General features: G+C 60.5%; 22 protein-coding genes and 1 pseudogene. 9 read left to right on the forward strand and 14 right to left on the reverse strand.

Annotated features, from left to right (window positions below):
* The first annotated feature begins 133 nt into the window (after window positions 1–133).
* On the forward strand, window positions 134–1573 hold the full coding sequence (locus AC6CH3_RS12595; protein WP_498132758.1) for an amino acid permease: 1440 nt from the start codon (window positions 134–136) through the stop codon (window positions 1571–1573).
* Window positions 1574–1698: 125 nt separating this feature from the next.
* A complete protein-coding gene (locus tag AC6CH3_RS12600; RefSeq protein ID WP_498132759.1) occupies window positions 1699–2499 on the forward strand; it encodes an IclR family transcriptional regulator in 801 nt (266 codons plus the stop codon).
* On the opposite strand, the gene AC6CH3_RS12605 is transcribed toward AC6CH3_RS12600, so the two are convergent.
* From AC6CH3_RS12605 to AC6CH3_RS12615, 3 genes are read right to left on the reverse strand one after another with little or no spacing between them, the layout of a single operon-like run.
* Entirely contained in the window at window positions 2496–3272 is a 777-nt protein-coding gene (locus AC6CH3_RS12605; RefSeq protein ID WP_498132760.1) for an IclR family transcriptional regulator, read from the reverse strand. The two genes, AC6CH3_RS12600 and AC6CH3_RS12605, sit on opposite strands and share 4 nt — an antisense overlap.
* A gap of 32 nt (window positions 3273–3304) precedes the next feature.
* On the reverse strand, window positions 3305–4057 hold the full coding sequence (locus tag AC6CH3_RS12610; protein WP_498132761.1) for a cyclase family protein: 753 nt from the start codon (window positions 4055–4057) through the stop codon (window positions 3305–3307).
* The gene (locus AC6CH3_RS12615) at window positions 4054–4503 is read right to left on the reverse strand and encodes a hypothetical protein (RefSeq protein ID WP_498132762.1); all 450 of its coding nucleotides are present in this window, start codon (window positions 4501–4503) and stop codon (window positions 4054–4056) included. The genes AC6CH3_RS12610 and AC6CH3_RS12615 overlap by 4 nt, the downstream gene beginning before the upstream one ends.
* 164 nt (window positions 4504–4667) lie before the next feature.
* Here AC6CH3_RS12615 and mmuM point away from each other — a divergent pair, with 164 nt between their 5' ends.
* Window positions 4668–5627, forward strand: coding sequence for a homocysteine S-methyltransferase (mmuM, locus tag AC6CH3_RS12620; RefSeq protein ID WP_498132763.1), 960 nt, complete (start codon window positions 4668–4670; stop codon window positions 5625–5627).
* Here the strand turns inward: mmuM and AC6CH3_RS12625 are convergent.
* The 3 genes from AC6CH3_RS12625 to AC6CH3_RS12635 form a co-directional block, all read right to left on the reverse strand.
* The gene (locus AC6CH3_RS12625; protein WP_498132764.1) at window positions 5624–5842 is read right to left on the reverse strand and encodes a hypothetical protein; all 219 of its coding nucleotides are present in this window, start codon (window positions 5840–5842) and stop codon (window positions 5624–5626) included. The two genes, mmuM and AC6CH3_RS12625, sit on opposite strands and share 4 nt — an antisense overlap.
* 603 nt (window positions 5843–6445) lie before the next feature.
* The gene (locus AC6CH3_RS12630) at window positions 6446–6730 is read right to left on the reverse strand and encodes a hypothetical protein (RefSeq protein WP_498132765.1); all 285 of its coding nucleotides are present in this window, start codon (window positions 6728–6730) and stop codon (window positions 6446–6448) included.
* Window positions 6727–6975 carry an HNH endonuclease gene (locus AC6CH3_RS12635; protein ID WP_498132766.1) on the reverse strand — a complete coding sequence of 83 codons (249 nt, stop codon included), beginning with the start codon at window positions 6973–6975 and terminating at the stop codon, window positions 6727–6729. The genes AC6CH3_RS12630 and AC6CH3_RS12635 overlap by 4 nt, the downstream gene beginning before the upstream one ends.
* Window positions 6976–7049: 74 nt before the next feature.
* Here AC6CH3_RS12635 and AC6CH3_RS12640 point away from each other — a divergent pair, with 74 nt between their 5' ends.
* Together AC6CH3_RS12640 and AC6CH3_RS12645 are read left to right on the forward strand one after the other, a co-directional pair.
* The gene (locus tag AC6CH3_RS12640; protein WP_498132767.1) at window positions 7050–7715 is read left to right on the forward strand and encodes a hypothetical protein; all 666 of its coding nucleotides are present in this window, start codon (window positions 7050–7052) and stop codon (window positions 7713–7715) included.
* Window positions 7716–7986: 271 nt separating this feature from the next.
* On the forward strand, window positions 7987–8574 hold the full coding sequence (locus AC6CH3_RS12645; protein ID WP_498132768.1) for a hypothetical protein: 588 nt from the start codon (window positions 7987–7989) through the stop codon (window positions 8572–8574).
* Window positions 8575–8580: 6 nt separating this feature from the next.
* On the opposite strand, the gene AC6CH3_RS12650 is transcribed toward AC6CH3_RS12645, so the two are convergent.
* From AC6CH3_RS12650 to AC6CH3_RS12685, 8 genes are all read right to left on the reverse strand, one after another.
* Window positions 8581–9195: a DNA cytosine methyltransferase gene (locus AC6CH3_RS12650; protein WP_498132769.1), complete on the reverse strand. Its 615-nt coding sequence runs from the start codon at window positions 9193–9195 to the stop codon at window positions 8581–8583.
* Window positions 9192–9602 carry a hypothetical protein gene (locus AC6CH3_RS12655; RefSeq protein ID WP_498132770.1) on the reverse strand — a complete coding sequence of 137 codons (411 nt, stop codon included), beginning with the start codon at window positions 9600–9602 and terminating at the stop codon, window positions 9192–9194. The genes AC6CH3_RS12650 and AC6CH3_RS12655 overlap by 4 nt, the downstream gene beginning before the upstream one ends.
* 136 nt (window positions 9603–9738) lie before the next feature.
* A complete protein-coding gene (locus tag AC6CH3_RS12660; RefSeq protein WP_498132771.1) occupies window positions 9739–10575 on the reverse strand; it encodes a PD-(D/E)XK nuclease-like domain-containing protein in 837 nt (278 codons plus the stop codon).
* 85 nt (window positions 10576–10660) lie between these two features.
* A complete protein-coding gene (locus AC6CH3_RS12665) occupies window positions 10661–11257 on the reverse strand; it encodes a hypothetical protein (protein ID WP_498132772.1) in 597 nt (198 codons plus the stop codon).
* Window positions 11254–11526, reverse strand: coding sequence for a DUF6221 family protein (locus AC6CH3_RS12670; protein ID WP_498132773.1), 273 nt, complete (start codon window positions 11524–11526; stop codon window positions 11254–11256). Before AC6CH3_RS12670 ends, AC6CH3_RS12665 begins: the two co-directional genes overlap by 4 nt.
* Entirely contained in the window at window positions 11523–12317 is a 795-nt protein-coding gene (locus AC6CH3_RS12675) for a DUF8453 domain-containing protein (RefSeq protein ID WP_498132774.1), read from the reverse strand. Before AC6CH3_RS12675 ends, AC6CH3_RS12670 begins: the two co-directional genes overlap by 4 nt.
* Before the next feature lie 28 nt (window positions 12318–12345).
* Window positions 12346–12510, reverse strand: coding sequence for a hypothetical protein (locus AC6CH3_RS12680; protein WP_498132775.1), 165 nt, complete (start codon window positions 12508–12510; stop codon window positions 12346–12348).
* A gap of 16 nt (window positions 12511–12526) precedes the next feature.
* Window positions 12527–12739, reverse strand: coding sequence for a hypothetical protein (locus AC6CH3_RS12685; protein ID WP_498132776.1), 213 nt, complete (start codon window positions 12737–12739; stop codon window positions 12527–12529).
* Here AC6CH3_RS12685 and AC6CH3_RS12690 point away from each other — a divergent pair.
* The 4 genes and pseudogenes from AC6CH3_RS12690 to AC6CH3_RS12705 all read left to right on the forward strand — a co-directional run bounded on the left by AC6CH3_RS12690 (window position 12732) and on the right by AC6CH3_RS12705 (window position 16519).
* On the forward strand, window positions 12732–13016 hold the full coding sequence (locus AC6CH3_RS12690; protein WP_498132777.1) for a hypothetical protein: 285 nt from the start codon (window positions 12732–12734) through the stop codon (window positions 13014–13016). The genes AC6CH3_RS12685 and AC6CH3_RS12690 overlap by 8 nt on opposite strands.
* 169 nt (window positions 13017–13185) lie before the next feature.
* Window positions 13186–13587 (forward strand): annotated as a pseudogene (locus tag AC6CH3_RS12695) (nitrilase-related carbon-nitrogen hydrolase); the annotation flags it as partial.
* 282 nt (window positions 13588–13869) lie between these two features.
* Window positions 13870–16197 carry an nSTAND3 domain-containing NTPase gene (locus tag AC6CH3_RS12700; RefSeq protein WP_498132778.1) on the forward strand — a complete coding sequence of 776 codons (2328 nt, stop codon included), beginning with the start codon at window positions 13870–13872 and terminating at the stop codon, window positions 16195–16197.
* A gap of 181 nt (window positions 16198–16378) precedes the next feature.
* Complete coding sequence (locus AC6CH3_RS12705; RefSeq protein WP_498132779.1) at window positions 16379–16519, forward strand: hypothetical protein; 141 nt, start codon at window positions 16379–16381, stop codon at window positions 16517–16519.
* The last annotated feature ends 22 nt before the right edge of the window (window positions 16520–16541 follow it).

The following is a 16541-nucleotide window of genomic DNA, read 5'->3' on the forward strand; positions in this document are numbered from 1 at the left end:
TTTTTAATGACCAAAATGGCGGTTTCGTGTTACTTTCATCACTGTCGCTACTGCGCAGCCCGAGTCGGCGTGACCCGCGCCAGGCCACGTGCGCATCCTTCGCATCACACCTGCCACTCACCTGGGAGAAACCATGGAATCGTCATTACCTGTCCAGTTGGAACCGCAGCCAACCATTCCGCCGTCGACCGATTCGGGGCTCCGGAGGTCCATGGGGGCACGGCATCTGGTCATGATCGCCATGGGCGGGGTGATCGGCTCCGGGCTTTTCCTGAGCTCGGGGTACACCATTTCCCAGGCCGGGCCGCTCGGGGCGGTCATCGCGTATCTCATTGGCGCCTTTGTTGTGTACCTGGTGATGGCCTGCCTCGGTGAACTTGCCATCGCTTATCCGGTCTCAGGGGCCTTCCACATCTACGCGGCGAGGTCGATAGGTCCGGCCACCGGGTTCACCACCGCCTGGCTCTACTGGCTCTGCTGGGCGGTGGCCATCGGATCGGAGTTCACGGCTTCCGGTCTCCTGATGCAGCGCTGGTTCCCGGGTGTCGACGTCTGGATCTGGTGCCTGATCTTCGCCTCGGTCCTCTTCGGCTTCAATGCGGTGTCTTCGAAATTCTTCGGCGAATCAGAATTCTGGTTTGCCATCGTCAAGGTCGGCGCCATCGTGGTTCTCATCGTTTTCGGCGGCGCGGCGCTGTTCGGCTTCCACCCGCTCAGCGAGGCGGCCAACCATCCCAGCATGTTTGAAAACTTCAGCACTTCCGGCGGCCTCTTCCCCAACGGCTTCACCGGTGTCCTGGTCACTGCGCTTGCGGTGTTCTACGCCTTCTCGGGTTCAGAGCTCATCGGTGTGGCGGCGGGCGAAACCGCCGACCCGGCCACCAATATCCCCAAAGCGATGCGCAGCACCGTCATCCGTCTGCTGATCTTCTTCGTCGGGGCAATCGCTGTCATTGCCGCCACCATCCCCTTCGAGCAGGTTGGGCTGGATGAAAGCCCGTTCGTGACGGTCTTCTCATCCATCGGCATTCCCTATGCCGCCGATATCATGAACTTCGTCATCATCACCGCGCTCCTTTCAGCCGGTAACAGCGGCCTCTTCTCCTGCGCACGGATGCTTTACTCCCTTGCCGACGAGGGGCACGCACCCCGGGCGCTGAAGAAGCTGACCCGGCGCGGCATTCCCATGACTGCACTCTCGGTGAGCATGCTCGGTGGCCTGGCATCCCTCATCAGCAGCGTCGTTGCACCCGAAACGGTATATCTGGCTCTCGTATCGGTGGCGGGTTTCGCCGTCGTCGGGGTCTGGATGTCCATCACCGCCTCGCATTTCTTCCACAGGAGGGCCTTCGTCAAGAACGGCGGTGATGTCAATGCGCTTCCCTATAAGGCCCCGCTGTTCCCGCTGGTGCCGATCCTGGCCTTCTCGCTCTGTGTCATCTCGCTCATCGGCATCGCCTTTGACCCGAACCAGGTGGCAGCGCTCTACTTCGGATTCACTTTCGTTGGCGCCTGCTATGCCTTCTTTTACTTCAAGTACGGACGCAAGGCGCGGGCACACCAGCCCTCCTGACGCCGTCACAAACCATCGTCCACGTAGCTTGGTGGCGGGAGGCTTTCGTCCCCCGCCACCAAGCTCGGCGTCCTGTGGGGACATGTGAGAATAGGCGTAGTCATCAGGCGGAAGGAGCACGGAGCATGGATTCTTCCTCGGAAGCATCATCCATGGCCCAAGGCCTTCGGATCGTCCGGCTGGTCGCAGACCGGGAGAAGCGGGGCAGGCGGCTACTCGGCGTATCCCAGATCGCATCCGAGCTGGAGATGGACCAAAGCCGTGTCTCCCGGTTGGCTCAGGAATTGTGCGAGCTGGGACTGCTGGAACGCGTCGAACGCGGGCCATTCCGGACCGGTCCACGTTTTTTTAGCCTGGCCGCTGCTTTGAATACAGGCTGGGTCCGCGAATCAAGAACCGAACTTGAGGCTTTGGTGGCCTCGTTCGGCCTCAGATCCAGACTTTCCGTCCGGGAGGGCTTCCGCGTCATTCTCCTGCGGACCTCCAGCAATGACGCAGTTCCCGGCGGCTTCGTGAAACCCGGCATGGTGACACCCGTGTGGTGCACCGGGTCCGGCCGGGCCCTGCTGTGGGACGAGGATCAGCCAGCCGTTGAGGCCCTCCTTGCGGACGTCAACTTCATTGGCGTGGGCGGCCCGGGGGCGGCCCATTCGCCGCAGGAAGTCGTCGAATTGATGGACCGGGACCGGGCTCGCGGCTTCATTGTCGCGGAGGAAGAGTTCGAGCATGGAGTCTACGAACTGGCGGTTCCGGTCCGCACCGCCGACGGTTCCGTTCTTGCAGCGCTCAGCGTCCTGGGCAGCCGCGCCGAGATCATGTCCGGCGCAGATGACATTGCAAAGGCCCTGTGGGAAGCAGCCCAACGGCTGGGCTCCTGGCAGGGCGGCACACGGAACAGCGCTGGCCGGAAGGGTCTTGCCAGCTAAGGCACATTCTTCGGCGGGACCTGGCCCAGCATGGACTCAAGCCACCTTCCCATGGACACGAGAGCCGTGGCGCAGGCCTCCAACCTCGGCTGCAGGCGGGTCTTGGCGCCTACGACCTGCAGCGCCGCCACCACGTCGCCCTTAAAGTCCCGAATCGGAACGGCCAGGGAATACAGCCCGGGTTCGGCTTCCTCGTCGACGATGGAGTATCCCCGCGCCCGGGCCGCGCGCAGTCGTGACAGGAAGTCCTCCACGTCAACGGGCGTATTGGGGCCATGGCGCACGAAAGCGACACCGGAGAAACGGGTCCGGACCTCGTCGTCGGACGCTTCCCACAGCAGGGCCTGGCCGGCATCGCTGCAGTAGGCCGGATAGGGCCGGCCCAGCCATGAACCGATCATGTTGCTACTTGCCGGAACATGCTCACCGATGGTGACGGTGCTGTCCCCGCTCAGAATTCCAAGGAAGCATCCTTCATCAGTTTCACGGGCCAAGCCTGCCAATGCGGTGGCGCCGTCGGTCTGCAAGCGCTGTTCGGACAACAGCTGGGCGTCCGTTAGGAGCGACCAGTCAACAGCGTAGGTCCGGTGGTCTTTGCGGACCAGGAACCCCTCCTGCTGGGCCGTCCGCAGGCTGCGCGCTACCTGGCTGCGGTCCTTGCCCAGGTCGGTTGCTATATCAGCGACCGTTCCGCCGGGCAGGCCTTCTGCGTTGCGGGAGCCCACCGCCAGGACAGCCATAATTCCCCGGCCCATGCTGGATGTCTTAGACATGGGTCCGATTCTAGTCACTGGAGGAACCCCTCCTAGTGGATGGCGAAGACCCGGGCAGGAAAGCCGCTGCCCCGCAGTGGCTTGGGCCAGGTGGCAATGAGGGCAGCGCCCGCTTCTGGAAGTCCGTCCAGGTTCGCCATCAGCTCGATCTGCCACCGGTTCTGTGCCAGGACGTAGGTCTCGAGTGTGAAATCCTGGCGGGAGGTGGCCAGTCCCGGGTCTGTGTCCGTCTGCTCATGACCGACGGCGGTGACCGACCGCTCCTCAATCAGGAAGGAGAGGACTTCGTGCGACCAGCCCGGTGTGTGGCTGACACCGTGAGCGTCCCTGTTTGCCATGGCGGCAGCGTCAGGCCAACGGTCACTCCAGCCTGTCCGCAGTGCCACAAAGGCCCCGGGTGGGATGGCACCATTGCGGTGTTCCCAGGCCTGGACGTCCTCCATCCGGGGAGTGGCGTCCGCATTAGCGGTGACGCGCTCGGTGATGTCGAGGACGACCAGCGGAAGGACCATCTCCTCCACGGGAATCTGGTCCAGGGTCCTTCCTCCTGAGATGAAATGTGAGGGAGGATCAACGTGTGTTCCCCATTGTCCGATGATCGAGTAGCGGTGAGCGGTGAAACCGTCACCTTTCTCCAGATCGAAGACGGGCTCCCTGATTTCGTCGGGGAATGCCGGGAAGTGTGGCTGGCCGGGGTGGAAGGCGTGCGTCAGGTCAGTGAATGATCTCCCGGCAATCAGCGTCTGCAGCCCGTCCCAAAGGGCGGTTGTGGTGACTTCAGTCATGACGTGGCCTGGCTTTCGACGAGCGCCGGAAGGGCAGTGTTGGAAACGCCGATTGGCCCTGTCAGCTCAATGACCGGCACCTCCCAAGGGTGGATATCCACGATCTGCTGCAGGAAGCGGTCCACGGCAGCGTCGTCGAGCGCAGCATCGAAATACGTCGTCAGGACCAGGGTCGGCGAAATTGTCTGCTGACCAACCTGCCCCAACGTAGGATTGGCGCCTTCAGCGCAGGTGAACCCCTCGAAACCCAAACCGGACTCGAAGACATGCCGGTAGTTGCCGAAGTCCCCGAGGTCAGGGGATTCCGCGACAGCGTCGAGCAGGGCCGCAATGCCCGCTTCGTCTTTGAATGCGTCTGCGTCGCCGCTGGCGAGTCGCGAGAAGGTTTCCGGAGCTACGGGCCAATGCACACGCAGCTTGCGTACTGGGTTCATTTCAATCTTCAAGGGAGGCCTCCTGGTCGGTTCGCAAGGGTGTCTGCTGCCATCGTGGCACGCTGTGATGATCATTACAAGCATTGAAAGATGCTTATTATGAACATGGCCACCGTGCGTAGGAATGTGCACGTGCCCGACAGCCATGGACGAACGAACCGCTTGGAGCCCGAACAATGCCCAGTAACACCAAGCTCTCCCGACTGCTGGATGCCGGAGCGAACCTGACCGTGGACGGCGCACTTGCCACCGAGCTGGAAGCGCACGGCTGCGATCTGGACGACCCCCTGTGGTCGGCCAAGGTCCTCCTGGAACAGCCGCAGCTCGTCAAGCGCGTGCACCGGGACTACTTCCGCGCCGGAGCCGCGGTCGCGATCACGGCGAGCTATCAGGCAACACCGCAGGGATTTGCGCGGCGCGGCATTGGCGAAGATGAGGCCCTGGAGCTGGTGGCATTGAGTGTGCGCCTGGCCGACGAGGCCCGCAGCGAGCACCTGGCCGAAAACCCGGGTGCAGGCCCCCTGCTGGTTGCCGGCTCGGTCGGTCCGTACGGCGCATACCTGGCCGATGGGTCGGAATACCGGGGAGACTACTTCCTCAGCCGAAGCGAGTTCCTGGACTTCCACCGGCCTCGAATTGCCACGCTGGTGGACGCCGGAGCGGACATTCTTGCCTGTGAGACGCTGCCGTCCTTGCCGGAGGCCGAGGCCCTGACGGCACTCATGGAAGAGTTCGACGTCGAAGGCTGGCTCTCCTTCACGCTGCGGGATGGGGGGCACATCAGCGACGGCACGCCGCTGGCCCAGGTCGCAAAGCTCGCCAGGGCGCAGCCGTCCGTCGTGGCCATTGGCGTGAACTGTGTGCCGCTGGAGCTGGTTGCCCCAGCCCTGGGCGCCCTGGGCAAGTCTACGGACACGCCCCTGATCGCGTATCCGAATTCCGGCGAAATCTACGACGCCGTAAGTAAAACGTGGCGGCCGGCTACGGCCATGGCGGGACCGGGAAGTAAGCACGCCGCAAGCCTTACGGAAGGAACCGCCATCTGGCGTGAACTTGGTGCCCGGCTCATTGGCGGGTGCTGCCGGACGACCCCGGAGGATATCGCCGCCGTGGCCAGGCTGATAGAAAATCCCTAACGGCCGGACTTCAATCCCCGCCGGTCAGAAACGTCAGAGGATTCCCGCTCAGCCAGCCGCGCGAGCTGCGCCTGGCGTTCCTTCTGGCCGGCTATGGTCGCGCCGATGCGCATGGGCTTCGGGCGGTCGTCGTGGAAGCCCTTGCTCGCCGCAGTGTCGCCGCAGGTCTGCTGGAGTTCGCGGAGGGCTGCGATGGTCGATGGCGTGAGTGTCATGTGTTCGGTTCCTGTTCGGTCGTAGGAATGACTGAAGCCGCCCCATCCGGGACGGCTTCGAAGTGTTTTCCGATGTGTGTTTGTGGGCTTAGGCCTGCTTTGAAGTCTCCCCAGCAGGACCTGCAGGTGTGGGCATCTTGGCCGATGTGGTCTTCGCACGGCGGCGGTTTGGGGAGGTGGGCTTTGATCTCGGGCGGCCAGAACCTTGCGTCTAGGAAGATACAGCCTGGTGTCTCCACTTTGGCGTCCCGGGCTGCGTTGACGGCTGCTGCTGCGATGTCGGCGAACGCTGCTGGGTGGGTGTGCTTGCGTTCGAAGCCTCTGAGCATGGCCGGGGGCGGACCAGCGTGGGCGGATCTCGTGGAGCATCGCGGCCAGCGCTTTGGCCTGGCTTTCGGTGATCAAAATTTTCCTTCCTTCAATCAGATGTCGCGGTCCTTCGTGTTACTTAGGTGACGATTTATTGAGAAGTCTCCCCATCTTCAAAGCCAAGAAAAAGCATTGGTGCGATAGGCAGACAAGGTGAGTATTAAGTACTTGGTCTTGGGCACTTGTACCGCTGCCGTTCTGCTTGCGTTCGGAACGGTGACGGAACGCAGTTCCTCACGCGTTCTCGTCCTGCTTCTTTTGCCAAGCCCGTTTGCGTTCCTCGGCCTTACTCTTCTCGCGCAGGACCTGTTCCTTGCCGCGCTGGTACTCCGACCATGAGAGGAACTGGAAGTCCTCGCCCGCAGCTTCCCAAAACCCGGCCTTGATGAGCTTCTGGGCCAGTTGCTTACCGCGGGGCCAGGACTCGACAAACCAGAGTGGCACCGCGCCGTCTGTTAGGTAGTCACCGCAGTAGGTGCCGGCGAGGAGCCATAGCCCCATCGCTTCGAGTCCGGTCACGCGTGATTTTGGGTGTGAGTGCATTTTGTCGTCGGCATTGAATCAAGCCATTTACCGGCCGCCTTGCTCTTGTGGCAGGGGAGGCAGAGTGTTTGCAGGTTGTCCGGCAGGTTGCTCCCGCCATCGATATATCGAATGATGTGGTCGACTTCGAATGGGGCGCCGGTACCGCACTGCCACATGCCCTGTCGCGCTCGATGACCTTCCGCCGGGTGGACTTGGACAGCGGCCGGGCGCCACGACATTGCCGCCGGAGTTCACCTTGTAGAGGTTCGCTCCAGCGGCATCCGTGGCCTTCAATAAGGGAGACTCCTGGGCGGTGATTATCGTGATGTCCCGTGCACGCTTCGCCTTCCACTCATTGATGGGCATGGACCCGTCAGGCGTGGGAGCCGCTCGTGTATATGATCCGGGGGTGAATATCATTTGTGGTGACGCTCTGGGGGTCTCTTGCGCCACATGGATTGCCTTTTGGAATGGAGCGATCGGAGCGTTCGTCGCCGCTGTTATCGGTGGCCTCGTAGCTTTGGTCGTTGTTCGGCTTACAAACGGACAGCAGCGGCGACTGGCCTCACAAACACGCGAAATCGCGGCTATCGCTGACATGGTCGCGTCGATTGATGCTATGGGTAAGAAGTATCGAGATGGACCTGACGTGGTCCAAGACCTACTTCTGGTTGCCGAGGCAGCCTCTGTCCGCTGGGAGATGGAATCCACTCACGACGGCCTCGTACGCGAAATCGCTAGCTGGCCGTACCACGTTGCGATTTTTGCGTTTACGGCGGCACACGAGTACAAACGAACCGGGGAAGCAGGCACTTCCAAGACCCTTATGTTCGAAGCGCAGAAACTGATTCGGTATACGGCCATGGCGTGGCCCAAAGCTTCACGGAAACAGCGCGATGAGCTGATAGCGAAGTTGGTGGAGTCCAGGAAACAGGGCGAAAGCGAGTATCCCGAGGACAAAGCGGTGAGTCAGGCGTAAACGCCGAGATCGCACAGTTTGGGCGCGATTTCGGCCGTTCCTTATAGCACGGGTAGACTCCATGCGTTCCTCTCCCATATTCAGATTGTGGCGGGTGGTTCAGAGGCCGACGACCGATGGAATAGGTGCCGGCCCCACTTGTCTTTACCTTTCCTCCGGGGCTGTTTGGCGCTTGTTGGTATTCGGCCGAGGATGCGAGGAAGCCACGTTCGGCCCATTGCTCGTCCTCTCTCGAACAGGCTGCCAGCCCGCCCGTGTGTATGATCCGGAGGTGAATTTGATTGTTTGCGGTGACGCATTGTGGATCTCCTGTGAAACTTGGATCGCTTTTTGGGGTGGTGCGATTGGCGCTCTTGTAGCTGCCCTCCTCAGCGCCGGGGTTGCTTTCTTAGTCGTCAAGATGACGAATGCGCAGGCGCGTCATGGTGTGGAGAGAACGGTAGAAATTGCAGCCCTCGGGGATTGCGTGGCTGCAATGGAGGGGCTCGAGTGGGCTATGAGGCGATACGACAAGTCGAAGCCGTTTGACACCGGCTCGTACATGAACCCGATGCGGGCCGCTGTTGCTCGGCTGCAAATGTCTCGGAAAGAAGCAGGCCCGATAGCCGACGTCCTCATACAGTGGCCCGGGAACCTGTCCCAACTGGCCGAGGATTACCAGAAGGCCGTCGGCCGCGATGCTCTGAACATCGATGACATCCTCAATGCCGTTACCGAGGTAAGCACCAATGCGACTGTTGCTCTGCCTTGGTGTACGTCCAAGGACAAAACCCGGAAGAAGGACGCTGTGGAGTTGCTCCAGCAAACGGACAACAACCTGAAGGCCGCCCTGAGCAAATTCAAGGGCCCAACCCCCTAAGTGACCTCAGTACGCCTGCAGGGTTTCTGCCATGCAGGCGATGAGGTCGCGGGCGGCCGGCGGGGTGACAGCGTTGCCGGCCATTTTGACCTGTTCGCGTTTGTTGCCGAGCATGATGTATTCCTTCGGGAAGGCCATGCCCGCTTTGATCTCGTGCGGCTCGAGCATCCGGAACTCGCAGTCCTCGATGGAGGGGACTTTCCATTCGGCCAGGCCGTGGTGCAAGCCGTTGGGGGCGAACGTGTCGAGGGGCTCGCGGACGTCCTTGGGCGCGTTGGTGCCGCGGAGGGTGGTGATCATGGCGAACCGGTCGTGCGTGGCGATCGTCGGGATGGCCTTGGACACTTTGTGCATCTGTCCGTTGCCGTAGTACTCCATGAGCATGTGCTCACCCGGCGGGGTCAGCGGACCGGTCTCGTCCCTGGTGGTCTGCGTCCGCATGGCGTCAGTAGCGCGAGCGGGCTCCTTCCCAAGCCGTCCTTCTACCGGGACAAGCAGTGACAGCGTGTAGCTGGTCGTCTGGGTCTGGAACGGCTCGGTGTTTACGGGGCTGATGATCTGGGAACCGCGGACGGAATCGGTCGAAACGGGCTCGGCGCCAAACTTCAGCAGGCCTGTCATAAGGGTTTCCGTTCGCTGACGTATTCGATAATGTGGTCGGGCGCGTTGTTCTCGGCCAGCCAGGCGATGTACTGGTCGATGTTGCCCTCGGTGACGGCCTTGGCTGTGGTGGTGACGATGTCGCCGGGGATGGCCGGCGCGGTGGGCGCGGGTTCAGCCAGTGGCTTCACAGTGAAGCTCTTGCGCTTGCCGCGTGTCGCCGTGAGGGCCGCGGTCAGCGGCTTGTCGATGTGGCTCAGGTGGCTTATCTCGATGCCCCCAACCTTGTCCTTGCCGAAGGTGATTTCCGGGTTGCGATACAGCGTTAGTCGGTGCCCTGCGTATGTACTTGCTTCGGCGCCCCACGCCATGACCATGACGCGGCGCATGCTCTTGCTTGGTCGGTAGGCGCGACCGGGGAACTCCATAAGGTGAACGTCGACGGGCTGCTCAGTGCTACCCTTAGCTACTTCCCGGATGGTCACGGTCACGGGCCCGGAAATGAGGTCGTCAGCGTTGAGCTGGTCGGACTTCGGGGCGATGCTCTCTCTGTAAGGTCCATGGTCAGAATTCCATTTCGATGTCGCTGGGTATGCCGAGTAGTTCCTCGGACTGGTAGATCGCCCAGAGGGGCAGGCTGATTGGTTCGGCGGCCGGGTATCCGGGGTATTCCCCGGTTTCGAGGCAGCGGCGGTAGATGTTCTTGGCGCGGGCATTCATCTGCCGTCCGAGGTCCAGGGCTTCTTCGTCGTATTCGAGTATCGAGACGAGGTAGGGCGGTGACTTCTCGACGTTGACGAACACGAACGGGAGCTTCTCGCCGGTAGCGGACAGCACGCCGTCTTGGTAGTGGGCTGGCTGCTGACTGGTAGTAGCCGAGCTTGTAGCCGTTCTTGGGAAGTCTCGCGGATCGGCGGTCACTGTGGTTTTGAGCTCTACGAGTAGGCCGTCTTTCCACGCGTTCGGGCGGCACTTGAGCATCAGTCCTTCCTCTTCCCAGAACACGGACTCTTCGGCGCGGTGGTCTGTGAGCGCTGCCCGGGCGAGCGGGTGGGCCATGACGCTGTCCCGCATGGCCGTGACCAAGTCCCATTCGGCTCGCTTGAGCGGGATTTTTCCGTTGTTCACTGCTTCGGCGGCCGGGATGGTCCACTTGTTCCCGCGCTTATCGTCCACGTCGATCACTTCGACGCCCGATTCGTCACCTTCGAGGATCAAGCTGTGCGTCACGATGCCGAGGTCGTAGATGTCCTTGTGTACCGGGTGGTGGTGCTCCGACTCCCACTTCCAGTGGGCTGGCGTGCGGGTCGCCCGGGTCTTGAGCGACGTCGAGCCAAGAGCAGGGTCGGCGTGGTGGTCGGCGTTGTCGATCTCTTCGTATATCCCGGGTTCGTATAGCATGGCCCTCCTTTTGGGCATGAAAAAGGCCCCTCATGGGGCCTTTGGGTTCTTGGTCTCTTCTTGGCCTTATCTTCCGGCGGCCATATCAGTCTCCAAACGATAGGTCTTTGATGCTCCTCATCAATTTCTTGTACAGGTAGATCCCTCGACGTGCGTGATATGCACGCTTCAGGGGGAATACCACCGGGTCCACGGCTTTGGACAGCTGGATAGCAATATTCATTGCTTCTGCTACAGGTGCCTTTTCCGGTGTGGGGCGAAAGTACACGATCTGGAGAACCCAACCCGTAGCTATCATCAGGTTCCTCACGGGCCGCGTCATCGGAGTGTGGACGCCAGCGAATGCGCTTCCGATGGGGCTGATCCGTTCCCGGTATTCGTTCATGGCGGTTTCCCAGTGGCGTTCGAGCTTTTGGGAACCCTGCCACCCTGTCCGGACCATCTGCAGCTTTGCCAGGGCCCTCGCGTGGTCTCGAGCTTCGTCTGCCACTTGCGCTCGTTCTTGGGCCTGTGCGATCTTTATCTGCTTCCGAACTTCAAGCCATGGTGCGAAAAAATACTGCGAGATTACTGAGGTGAAGGCGGCAGCGAGCAATGTAGCCACAACTGTCATTGCGGTTGGCGTGTAGTCGATACTGGTGGTCTGCTGCTCCACTGCCCCCAACAGTTCGAGCATTGTCATGGTCTCCATTCGTCCCGGTAGTCGGGGTGGCCCGCGTAGACCTCGGCGATGATGAAGAGGAATTTCTGCATGTAGTTCTGGTCCAAGGCGGGTTCGCAGTCCCAGTCGATGCGTTCGTGGTGTGCGATGATCTTGCGTTTCGCCTCGCATTCGGCGAAAGCTCGGAGGTTGGCCTCTGCTTCGTCCATGCCGACCTGTTCGAGGCCCCGCCGCGCTTCTGCTTCGTCTTCGGCGATGCGAGCGTTGAGGAAATCGATGATGTCGCTCACCGATTTCCCTCCCCGATGCTGCGTGCAATTGCCGCCAACATCTTGTGCAGATTCTTGTCGCTCGGATTCAGTCCGTCCGGGACTTCGTGCCCGTCAGCCGGCGCGGGAGTGAGCCCAATGGCATCCTCGTCCAGCAGGAAGGTGTTAGTGAATACGGGTTTGGCCGGGTCGTCGCTAGTATAGGTCACGGTAAGTACTACGCGCTTCGGCATCCCCACGGGCTGCCTGGTTCCATCCGTCCACGTGTCTTTCCCTGGGGGCGACATCCTCCAGTAGGTGCGGATGGACTGGCCAGGCGGAATAGTTTGCTTCGCCGCGAAGAAGCGCCGCAGCGGCGCCGTGACGATATCGTCCTCGTCCGGCCAGACATCAGCTTCGATCCGTAGGTCCCTTGCGTTCGACTGACCGGAATTCGACACTACGAGATCCCAAGTTCCGAGTCCAGCCAGGCCGGGCCGGAGCTGTACAAAAACGTAAGGCCGGCTTTGTCTCGCTTCCACGACTTCTGCGGTGTCGGCCGACCGTCGTGCTTCGACGGCTGCGTCACGTGCCGCTTCCGTGGCGCCTCGTGCTATCTGGTTAGCAGTGTCGGCGTGGGAATTAGCCAGCTCTGACAGCGTGTTTGCGTGCCGCGAAAGGGAGCGCGCGTCTCTCGCGATCATTAGTCCGTCGGCTGCTTTCTGGTTGCTTTTACCGGACCGGACGTAGGCCGCGACTCCGGTGATCGCTGCAGTCGCGGAGAGCCCTACGGCGGCCCAGTCGGCCACCGTTCCCCATATGTTGTCTGTCATGAAGATCATCCTAGGTGTCAGGTCCCGTTCAGGTCGTATAGCGATGCTGGCCTCCGCTGGGCGATGCCACAGCGCAGTCGGGGTGGGTAGTGGCGAGTATCTCTCGGAGTTTCGGGAGCTTAATCACACCGTTTCCTCGTTGGATGTCCAGTTCGTGGATGGCCATCTTGAGTTGGCGTTCGGCTTCACACATTGCAGGCTCCCTTGCCTTATCTGGACTTTCGCCCGTTTGCCTCGAACATTATCCATTTGGCTGCGTCTACGACGTTCTCGGTGATGATCGCCCGGTAGCGGTGGACCTCGGCGAAGCGGGGCACGTCCCACATGGTTGCCCGGGACCGGTCGGCGGCTTCGTCGGGCAGGCTGTCGCCGGTCGTCACCGGCATCATCGGCCTGATCGCGATCTTCCTAGACGTGGCCACCTCCACCTCCACATCGTTCATCAACTTCGGCGCGTTCACGGCCTTCACCCTGGTCAACGCCTCGGTCGTGTTCCACTACGTGCGCCAGCGCAGGGCCGGGAACCAGCTGAACCCCGTGTCCTACGTGGTGGTCCCAGTGATCGGTGCGATCATCTGCGCCTGCCTGCTCTCACAGCTGGACAGCAACGCCATTACGCTGGGACTGTCCGGGCTGGTGCTGGGCGTGGCGGTCCTGGCCCTGATCAGGTGCGGCTTCAACCGGCACCGCCGGAAATGACGGCCACGGAAAAGGCGACCATTGAGGTGGCCGCTTGACCCGGGCGCCTGAATCTGGGCGCCGCCTGACCAGGGCCTTCTGATGGAAGGGAAGGAATAACCGTGAGGATAGCGCTCGGGCAGCTGGAGTCGGGCACCGACATCCAGGCGAACCTCGCAGCGATCGACCGGGCCCGTCTACCAGCCCGGTGGTGTTCGAGTCCGGGGGAGCCCGGTTCGGCCTGATGACCTGCTACGACCTGCGGTTCCCGGAGCTGGCCAGGTCACTGGCCGACGCCGGCGCCCAGGTACTGCTGGTCTGCTCGTCGTGGGTGCCGGGCACCCACAAAACGGAGCAATGGCTGGCGCTGAACGCAGCGCGGGCAATCGAGAACAGCGTGTACGTGGCTGGCGTGTGCCAGGCTCCGCCGGTGTCCATGGGCTGCAGCGTCCTGGTGGATCCCATGGGGTTCAGCGAGACCGACCTGGGCCTTGAGCCGGGGGTGCGGACGGTGGAGATCTCGCTTGCGACAGTGGCGCGGGTAAAAGAGTCGTTTCCTATGTACCGGCAGCGACGGCTGCCGCAGCCCTGACTAGCTTCCACGACTGCCACCAAAGAGGCGGGGCCCACTACGCCAGAAGGCGGGTTCACCTGATTCGTGCCCATGGGGCAGCTAGCCCTGCATTTTGTGAATGTAACCCAGCTGAATTGGTATTCGCATGGCAGCCGGGTTTGGATGGAGCGATGAATTGCTGGGCAGGAAGTATTCTTTTGCTGTTGTCATCCCGATCCATCCTGGTTCGATTGTCGGGATAGTATGTCGTTTCAACCCCGCGAACAACTCGTACGCAAGAGCTTTCAAGCAGGAACACCGATGTCCTCCCGTAATTCAGCGGCCACGGCCGCTGCGAATCCTAACTTCGCCCTCCATACTCTTGGCTGGCGCGCCTTCCAAGATCTTTGCCTGGTCGTGTTGCGAGAAGTCCTTGGGCAAACGGTTCAAGCGTTCGCAGACTCCAATGATGGGGGGCGCGATGGAGCATTTGAGGGGCAATGGACTCCGGCAGGCGCTCCAGGCAGTGCGTTAGTGGGCTACCTTGTCGCCCAATGCAAGCATTCTGTAAAAGCGGACGCCACCATTTCTCTATCAAGTATGAGCGACGAGATTTCCAAGGCTAAGAAGCTGGTCGATGACGGGCGCTGTGATTCTTACGTACTCATGACCAACGCGACGGTCTCGGGGAATGCAGCAGCGAACATCGAGGATGCTCTCAAGGCTGTGGGAGTCAAGCATGTTCTTATTTATGAGCGGAACAGCATCAACCTGGCTATAGCGAGCAACAGCAGGCTGCGGCGATTTGTTCCGCGAGTGTATGGGTTGGGCGACTTGTCCACAATTCTTGACGAGAGACGCTACGAGCAGTCCAAGGCGCTGTTGGCGTCGATGGGCCAGGACCTAGCAACTTTCGTTCCTACAGAGTCACACAGACGCGCTGTGGAAGCAGTTGAAAAACACGGATTCGTGCTGCTGTTGGGTGATCCGGCGTCAGGAAAAAGTGTTATTGCCTCAACATTGGCAGCCGCTGCGATGCACGAATGGGACTGCCTTGTACAACGTCCAACGACGCCCAGCGGGCTCGTGGACGGCTGGAATCCTAACGAGCCTGGCCAGTTCTTTTGGCTGGATGATGTGTTTGGTTCCCTCCGGTATGACCCATCGTTGGCACAAAACTGGGTCGCTAACGCTGCCCACATCAGAGCCGCTATTGCGGGCGGCGCCAAGGTGGTTCTGACCTCAAGGGGATATATATGGAATGAAGCACGGAAAGTGCTGAAGACCTATATGTTCCCCATGATCACCGAAAACCAGGTCGTAATCGACCTTGCCGAGCTAACCCTGCTTGAAAAACAGCGGATGCTGTACAACCACATCCGCCTCGGAAATCAGGAGTCCTCTTTTAAGAAGCAGCTCAGGCCTTTCCTCGCAGATGCAGCCAGGCTCACAGCATTCAAGCCGGAGATCGCTCGACGACTGGGAGCTAAGGAATTCACCGGCGGACTAACGCCGACGCGACCATCCGTGCATCGGTTCTTTACACACAATGAGGAGTTCATTACGGAGGTCTTCCACCAGTTGGATGACCATTATAAAGCAGCGCTGTCGATGGTCTACATGAGTGTCGATGGTTTAGCGTCTCCCATCACCGAGACTGAAATGGCCGAGGATGCACTGCGGGCGCTTGGCAGCGATCTAGGGCATGTGGTGCAGGCGCTCCACGCCATGAACGGATCCTTCGTGCGCCTCGTGGATACTGAAAACACAAGGCATTGGCAGTTCTGGCACCCGACTTTGAGGGAGGGATTTGCTGGCTTGATATCCAGCGATCCCGAGCTTTTGGGAGTCTTCGTTGCCGGGCTCAGGCCATCCAACATCGTTGAGAGGCTGGACTGTGGTGGTGACAAGCGCAAGACAGGCCAAGGCAAAGTCGTGTCCGTGCCGAGTTCGTTATATCCCCAGGTTGTAAAGCGGCTAAAGGGCTTTACTGCAGAAAAAGATCATGTGTATTCGGTTGAAATTCAGAACCGGCGCTATGCGAGCTTCCTCGTGGACGGGACGTCCGATCAGTTCCTTCGTGAACTGACCAACGAAGATCCGCTCCTGGCCAGCCGCCTTCTTCCACGGCACGAACGATTCTCTGATTCGACGGTCATCAGGATGTGCTCGCGTATGCATTCTTTGGGCCTGTTGGATGAGGCATCTCGTATATGGATCGTGAAGGAGTCCCTAGAGCGAGCCGTGACAGTGCCCGACGAAAGTTGGATCAGTGACGTCGTTTGGACGCTGCACACTCCTGAGGAACAAGCCGAAGTCGCGCGAAGGGTTCGGGAAGACCTTTGTCCTCGTGTGGGTGATGTCATAGCCACCTGGGAAGAAGACTGGGATACCGAGGAGGATCCGGAAAACTACTTTCAGCCATTGATCGATTGTTTCGACGCCTATGCCAATTACTTCGACGACGGTGAGTCTCCTACAATTCACGAACTCTTCAGGGAGGCTTCAGCGGACGCTGAAGAAGCAATGGAAGAGGCCAGAGAGCACTATGCTCCGACGGGCGAGCCCGACTATGAGGAGGACTTCAGAGATCCCGACACATCTTCTGATGAGGCAGGACGAGACATGTTCGACGATGTGCACCTGTGATGGTATGCACTAAGTACGTGCACGTCACGAAGCTTCAACTCGGATTCTCCCTTCGCAGACCGAGAGCTCCGTTGCCCGGAATCGCCCGCTAGCAATACCGCAAATGCATAGGCAACAAGACGTGGCGTAGTCTTTTTGACTCCTGCTCGGCAACAACCCCGCCAAGTGCTAGGAAGATAGCGTGAAGGATGCCCTGGACCGACGTGGCATTGTCCGGCAACCCCAAGTGGCCCTTTTGGTTCAGCCATGGCTTACGGTAACGAACCAGCTCGATGTCTTCCTGACGTGCGGCATCAAGGAAAGCATTCTCACAGTCACCTAGCGGCATGGGCCCACTTTACATA

This window comes from Arthrobacter sp. GQ119, assembly GCF_059759125.1.